At 65.4% G+C, this 5,950-nt stretch carries 10 protein-coding genes; 5 read left to right on the top strand and 5 right to left on the bottom strand.

Annotated features, from left to right (window positions below):
- On the top strand, window positions 1-604 hold a 604-nt coding region (locus FFS27_RS27000), incomplete at its 5' end, for an amino acid permease (RefSeq protein ID WP_137952328.1).
- Window positions 605-686: 82 nt separating this feature from the next.
- Here the strand turns inward: FFS27_RS27000 and FFS27_RS26995 are convergent.
- Together FFS27_RS26995 and FFS27_RS26990 are read right to left on the bottom strand one after the other, a co-directional pair.
- Window positions 687-1,028 carry a zinc ribbon domain-containing protein YjdM gene (locus FFS27_RS26995; protein WP_003101229.1) on the bottom strand — a complete coding sequence of 114 codons (342 nt, stop codon included), beginning with the start codon at window positions 1,026-1,028 and terminating at the stop codon, window positions 687-689.
- A gap of 72 nt (window positions 1,029-1,100) precedes the next feature.
- Entirely contained in the window at window positions 1,101-1,601 is a 501-nt protein-coding gene (locus FFS27_RS26990) for an LEA type 2 family protein (RefSeq protein ID WP_003162763.1), read from the bottom strand.
- A 100-nt stretch (window positions 1,602-1,701) separates the two neighbouring features.
- Between FFS27_RS26990 and FFS27_RS26985 the strand changes: the two genes are divergently transcribed.
- From FFS27_RS26985 to FFS27_RS26970, 4 genes are all read left to right on the top strand, one after another.
- On the top strand, window positions 1,702-2,322 hold the full coding sequence (locus FFS27_RS26985; RefSeq protein ID WP_003101226.1) for a hypothetical protein: 621 nt from the start codon (window positions 1,702-1,704) through the stop codon (window positions 2,320-2,322).
- Window positions 2,323-2,497: 175 nt separating this feature from the next.
- Window positions 2,498-2,725, top strand: coding sequence for a CopG family ribbon-helix-helix protein (locus FFS27_RS26980; RefSeq protein ID WP_003083775.1), 228 nt, complete (start codon window positions 2,498-2,500; stop codon window positions 2,723-2,725).
- Window positions 2,722-3,003 (top strand): type II toxin-antitoxin system toxin ParE, encoded by a 282-nt coding sequence (gene parE / locus FFS27_RS26975; protein WP_003083773.1) that lies wholly within the window; start codon window positions 2,722-2,724, stop codon window positions 3,001-3,003. Before FFS27_RS26980 ends, parE begins: the two co-directional genes overlap by 4 nt.
- 299 nt (window positions 3,004-3,302) lie before the next feature.
- Window positions 3,303-4,211 carry a LysR family transcriptional regulator gene (locus FFS27_RS26970; RefSeq protein ID WP_003083769.1) on the top strand — a complete coding sequence of 303 codons (909 nt, stop codon included), beginning with the start codon at window positions 3,303-3,305 and terminating at the stop codon, window positions 4,209-4,211.
- Between the two features lie 31 nt (window positions 4,212-4,242).
- On the opposite strand, the gene FFS27_RS26965 is transcribed toward FFS27_RS26970, so the two are convergent.
- The 3 genes from FFS27_RS26965 to FFS27_RS26955 all read right to left on the bottom strand — a co-directional run.
- Window positions 4,243-4,653, bottom strand: a complete 411-nt coding sequence (locus FFS27_RS26965) for an aegerolysin family protein (protein ID WP_003110659.1) — start codon at window positions 4,651-4,653, stop codon at window positions 4,243-4,245.
- 179 nt (window positions 4,654-4,832) lie between these two features.
- Entirely contained in the window at window positions 4,833-5,567 is a 735-nt protein-coding gene (locus FFS27_RS26960) for a GntR family transcriptional regulator (RefSeq protein ID WP_003110658.1), read from the bottom strand.
- A gap of 100 nt (window positions 5,568-5,667) precedes the next feature.
- A partial coding sequence (locus FFS27_RS26955; protein ID WP_137952327.1) for a FadR/GntR family transcriptional regulator occupies window positions 5,668-5,950 on the bottom strand: 283 nt, incomplete at its 5' end.

Genomic DNA, 5,950 nt, shown 5'->3' with positions numbered 1-5,950 from the left:
GCTGATCCAGGTCGGCTCCTACCAGCGCGCCCTGGAGCTGCTGGACATCCCGCACGCCAAGCTGATCGTCGACCTGGTGGTACTGGTCGCCGTGGCCAGTTGCCTGAACTCGGCGATCTACACCTCGTCGCGGATGGTCTTCTCCCTGGCCAAGCGCGGCGACGCCCCGAGCGTGCTCAAGCTGACCAACACCGCCCACGTACCACGCCCGGCGGTGCTGGCCAGCACCGCGGTGGGCTTCCTCACCACCATCGTCAACTACTTCGCACCGGAGAAGGTCTTCACCTTCCTCCTCGCCAGCTCCGGCGCCGTGGCGCTACTGGTGTACCTGGTGATCGCCGTGGCCCAGTTGCGCATGCGCAAGCAATTGCAGGCCAGCGGCCAGCCCATCGAGTTCCGCATGTGGCTATATCCCTGGCTGACCTGGGCGGTGATCCTGTTCATCGTCGCCGCACTGAGCATCATGCTGATCATGCCGGAGCACCGTCACGAGGTGTTCGCCACCGCTCTGCTGACGATCTTCACCGTCTGCCTCGGGCTGCTCAACGCGCGACGCAAGCCGCGCCTCGGCGAGGACTACGCCGGGAAGACGGCGCGGGTCTGAGCCCACCACCGGGGGGAAGAACCCAGGCAGCCCTCCAAAGAAAAGCCCGGCCAATGGCCGGGCTTCTTCAGGCAAGGTCGTCTCAGACCTTCCTGACGAATTCCGATTTCAGCTTCATCGCGCCAATGCCGTCGATCTTGCAATCGATGTCGTGGTCGCCGTCCACCAGGCGGATGTTCTTCACCTTGGTGCCGACCTTCACCACCAGCGAGGAGCCTTTCACTTTCAGGTCCTTGATCACGGTGATGGTATCGCCGTCCTGGAGAACGTTGCCCACCGAATCCTTGATCACCTTGCCATCGTCGGACGCCGTAGCGGCCTCGTTCGGCGACCATTCATGGGCGCACTCCGGGCAGACCAGCAGCGCACCATCCTCGTAGGTGTATTCGGAGTTGCATTGGGGACAGGGCGGCAGCGTGCTCACGGCATTCTCTCTTCAGCAGGGGGACGAAAACCGCAGATTATATAGGGTTTCTCGCTCCCCTGCCGAACCGCCTCAGAGCCCCTTGGTCTTCGGCGCGCCGAGGGCCGGCCCGGAGAAGTCGAGGGTGCCCTTTTCGCTGAAGCGCACGGTGCCGAACAGGCCTCCGGCGAGCTTGCCCTTCACCACGTAGGGCATGCCCCGGGTCGGCGCGTTGTTGCTCAGGCCCCAGGCCTGGCGGAAGGCGGAAAAGGCGGAGACGGTCAGCGGCACGCTCACCACCCGCTCGCCGAAGCGCGGCACCTCGCCGGTCTGGTCGCTGACGCCGCTGGCCAGGGGCTGGCCGTTGACGTCGAGGTCGAGGGCGATGCCGTTGTATTCGATCGGCTCGTCGTTGGGGTTCTGTACCCGCAGCTTGACCATGAAGCGCATCTCCATGCCTTGCCCCGGCAGGGGTTCCAGGCCGACCAGGTCGATACGCAACGGATCGCGCTGGCCGAAGGTGCTGCAGGCGCTCAACAGGACGCCCAGGCACAGGGCCGGCAGCAGGCGGCCGAGGTTCGCAGGCAGGCGCATGGGTTCTCCTCCTTGGGTCGAATGTGCGCCCATGGTGCCACAGCCGCTAGAATTCGCCGCGCAGCCGATCCGGCTGCGCCAATGGACAAAGGACATGCCCATGCCTACACGCGTTCTGCGCGGCCTCGTCGCCGCCCTCCCACTGTTCCTCGCCGCCTGCTCGGACTCCGCTCCGTCCAGCGAGGAGATCGCCCGCCTGCTCGCCGAGCGCGGCTTCGACAAACCCGCCTGCGCCAGCTCCACCCTGTTCAAGACCTTCCCGGTGACGCTCTCCGACAGCTTCTCCGGCCCCGGCCCGGCGAAAGGCAACGCTGCGGTCTACGACGCGCTGGTCGGCGTCGGCCTGCTGCGCCGCGACGGCGATTCCTACGACCTCACGCCCGCCGGCCGCGAGGACTACAAGCCCGAGTCGAAGGCCTTCTGCTACAGCAGCGGCTTCGACGTCAGCGTCCGTTCGGTGGACCCCGCCAAGCCCGACGACTACGGCCCGGCCGTGGAAAAGGGCTGGTTGGTCACCGTCGAGGTCAAGCCACGCGAAGTGAAGGACTGGGCGAAGAACCCCGAGGTGCTCAAGCAGGCCAGCCTGACCACCCTGCAACAGATCACCCAACCGCAGGTCGGCCAGGTCTCGCTGGTCAAGCCACGCGGCGAGGAAGGCTACAAGCTCGTCAACACCCGCTTCTCGCCCAGGCAGGGCTTCCACTTCAACCAGGCCTGGTAATCCCGCGCCCCCCTTCCGCCCGCCCCGCTCGGGGCGGGCTCCTCATTCAACCCACTGATCGATAAAGGTTTTTTCGTCGGACGAAACAGCCTGGCGATTGCTCGCCCGAGGGCTTTCGTATACATTTGTTTTCACTGTAAACACCGTATACAACGAAAACGAAGCTGATCAGAAAATGAGCACCGTAGTCTCGTTCCGCGCCGATGACGCCCTGGTCGCGGCCCTCGACGAACTGGCCCGCGCCACCCACCGCGACCGCCCGTATCACCTGCGGCAGGCGCTCGCGCAGTACCTGGAAAGGCAGCAGTGGCAGGTCGCTGCCATCGATGAAGGCTTGGCCGATGCCAATGCCGGTCGCCTGCTGGAACACACCGAGATCGAGAAGCGCTGGGGGCTGCAATGAGCCTGAAGTGGACCCGTAAGGCGGCCGCCGACCTGGACGCCATCTACGACCATTACGTCGTGCTGATCGGCCCGGAAAAAGCCCTGAAAGCCGTCCAGGACATCGTCGAGCAGGTGAAACCGCTGCAGCAGGTAGCCAACCAGGGGGCAGGGCGGCCCAGCGAGGTGCCAGGCGTACGCACCCTGACCCTGGAGCGCTGGCCGTTCAGCGCCCCTTTTCGGGTAAAAGGCAAGGAAATCCAGATTTTGCGCATCGACAGGGTCGAAATTACCCCCTGAAAGTGGTCACACGGTTACAAGATGTTTCAAAACGAATATTTACCTTGACTTGTACGTAGTTATTTATTTCGGACAAAACATCCATAACTCACAAGAAATGGACATTTTTCGACCAGACAAATGAGAGCGACCAACTTGCGACCACTGCAACCTGATTAGTTCTTTAACTGACTTATGCTTCGCTCCCATATGCATCCGTATTTTTCCGAAACCCGACGACCTCGCCCGCTGGGCATGCTTTCTCGCGCTTTTTCCGGTGATTTTTCCCCAGGAGCAGTCTCCCGCAAGGAGGAACCGGCATGGATTCGCTGAAAGGCATGGCGATCTTCGCCACTGTGGTGGACAAGGGCTCGATGGCAGCCGCGGCCCAGAGCCTGGGCATGACCCCTTCGGCAGTCAGCCAGCAGATCCGCAAGCTGGAGAGCCGCGCCCAGGTCACTTTGCTGCATCGCACCACCCGCCGGCTGACCCTGACCGAGGCCGGCGAGGCGTTCTATCGCAGTTGCGCGCAGATGCTGGCGATCGCCGAGGAAGCCGAGCGGCGGCTTGGCGAATGGCGCGATGCGCCGGTGGGTGAGTTGCGCCTGGCGGCGCCGGTGGGGTTCTCCGGCACGCTGATCACCCAGGCGCTGAAACCGTTGCTGGAGAACCACCGCCAGTTGCGCCTGCAACTGTTCTTCCAGGACGAGCGCATCGATCTGGTCGCCGAGCGCATCGACCTGGCGATCCGCGTCGGCAATCTCGCCGACTCCAGCCTGGTGGCGCGCCACCTCGGCGACTGGAGCAGCGTGCTCTGCGCGGCGCCGGCCTATTTGCGCCAACGGGCGCCCATCAACCGTCCGGAGCAGTTGACCGAGGTCGACTGGATTTCCCTGAACACCTCGAACCACCTCAACCACCTGACGCTCAGCGGGCCGGGCGGGGAAGTCTGCAAACTGCGCCTGGAGCCACGGGTGGCCGCCAACGGGATGCTCGCGGTGCGTCAGTTCACCCTCGACGGACTCGGCGTGTCCTACCAGCCGCTGCCGGAGGTGCGCGACGCGCTGAACGACGGGCGCCTGCAACAGCTCTTGCCGGAGTGGAGGATTCCCGGGCTCGGCATCTATGCGGTGACGCCACGGCGAGAGGCCCAGCCGGCCAAGGTGAAGGTCGCCATCGAGGCGCTGCGGCGAGCGTTCGCCACGGACGGGGATGAGCGCTGGAGCTGACCGACGGACTGCCGGCCAGCTCCAGGTACCGTCAGGAGAAGCGGCCGAGGGTCAGGGTGACCTCGCCGATGTCCGTGCCCGTGGCGTTGCCGCCGCTGGTGATGCCGGCATAGTCCGCCGATGCCGGCGTGAAGCCCCAGGTGTTGGTGGCGCCGGATTTCCACGGGTCATCCCAGCTGAAGGTGCCCATCTTGGTGTTGCCGTCGTAGCAGTCGAAGCTGCCCTGGGTGCCGGACGAAGCGTTCTCCCGTCCGCAGGAGGCGATCCATTGCGGGCTGCCGGCCTGCACGTTCATGCTGCTGACTTCCTCGGTGGAAATCTCGTCGTCCTTGTTGGTGTAGCGGTAGAACTTGCCCCATTGCAAGGTGGCGTTGCGGATGCCCACCGTGCCGATGGATTTGGATACCACGACCTTCACTGCGATCCATTCTGCGTATGCCATGTCGATCTCCGTTAACCATGCGTTCACAGCTTCCTGTAGGACGTCACGGACAGGACCGGGCGCTCACAACGGACCCTTGGCTACTTCGACCAGCACGGCGCCATCCCTGACCCGCTTCACTATAGGCTGGCCACCAGCCACCACCGCCTGCCAGATCTGGTAGGCGGCGGCCGGGGAGGTCAGGCCCTCCGGCGTTTTTCCCCGCGAGGGGCCTTCATGCCGAATGCCTCGCGCAGGTCGGTGGTGGGTGGCGGCAGGAAGCGCATGCGGGCGAACAGGCCTCGCAGGTAAGCGTCCATCAGCGCGGCCGCCGCCGCGCTGTCGCCGTCCTCCAGGGCATCGAGCAGGGCGCGCTGCGCGGCGCAGGCCTCGGCGGTATAGACCGCCCCTTTGTTCAGCGCGATGTCCAGCGAGGCGCGTGCCACCAGGCCGCGGACGAAACCCTGCAGCAAGGGATTCTCGGTCAGTTCGGCCAGGCGCAGGTGGAAACGCCCGGCGAGACGGATCAGCCCGGCGCTGTCGCGAGCCGCGAGGCAAGCCTGCTCCTCGTCGACCAGCGCCCGCAGCTCGGCAAGGGCGGCGGGATCCAGCCCCGCGGGCAGTTGTCGCACCACTTCGCTTTCCACCAGCAGGCGCGCGTCCAGCACCTGCCGCGCCTGGCGCTCGTCCGGGCGGGCGACGCTGGCGACCTCCTTCGGCGGCATCACCACCGCGCCGTCCTCGGCGAGACGGGTGAGGGCACGCTGGATGGTGCCGTTGCTGACCCGGAAGATCTGCCCGAGGGTTTCCTTGCTCAGCTTGGCGGCCGGCGCCAGGCGCTTTTCCAGGATTGCCGTGTAGATGCTTTCGTAGACGAAATGGCTGGTGGGGCGCAGCGCGGCGCCCTGCTGGGTACGTGCGTCGAATCCGACCATGTTCACACCTGTCGAGTCGTGCTTGTGGGCCTTCGCAGGCGGCGGACGAAAGCCGTCCGGGCGCCGCGACGGTCCCGGGTTGGAACCCTGGCGCGGGCGATCAGACCTGCGGCAAGCGCAGGTCGATGTTCAGGCGCGCGCCTTCGTTGAGGATGTGCTGGCGCATCGCCTGGCTCGCCCGCTCGCTGTCGTGCTGGCGGATCGCACGGAGGATGGCGTCGTGTTCCTGGAGGATCTCTTCGGCGTATTCCGGCTGGCGGCGGACCAGGTTGTCGCTGCGTTCCAGGGCGCTGCCGATCTGCTCGGAAACGCTGAGGAAGATCGGGTTCGAGGTGAGCTTCACCAGGCGCCGGTGGAAGGCCGTGTAGGCCTCCACCAGAGCC

The sequence above is a fragment of the Pseudomonas sp. 2VD genome (genome assembly GCF_005503585.1).
In the GTDB taxonomy this organism is placed as follows: domain Bacteria; phylum Pseudomonadota; class Gammaproteobacteria; order Pseudomonadales; family Pseudomonadaceae; genus Pseudomonas; species Pseudomonas aeruginosa.
Note: the sequence above shows the minus strand (reverse complement) of the source record. Positions and strands in the feature narration are given on the sequence as shown.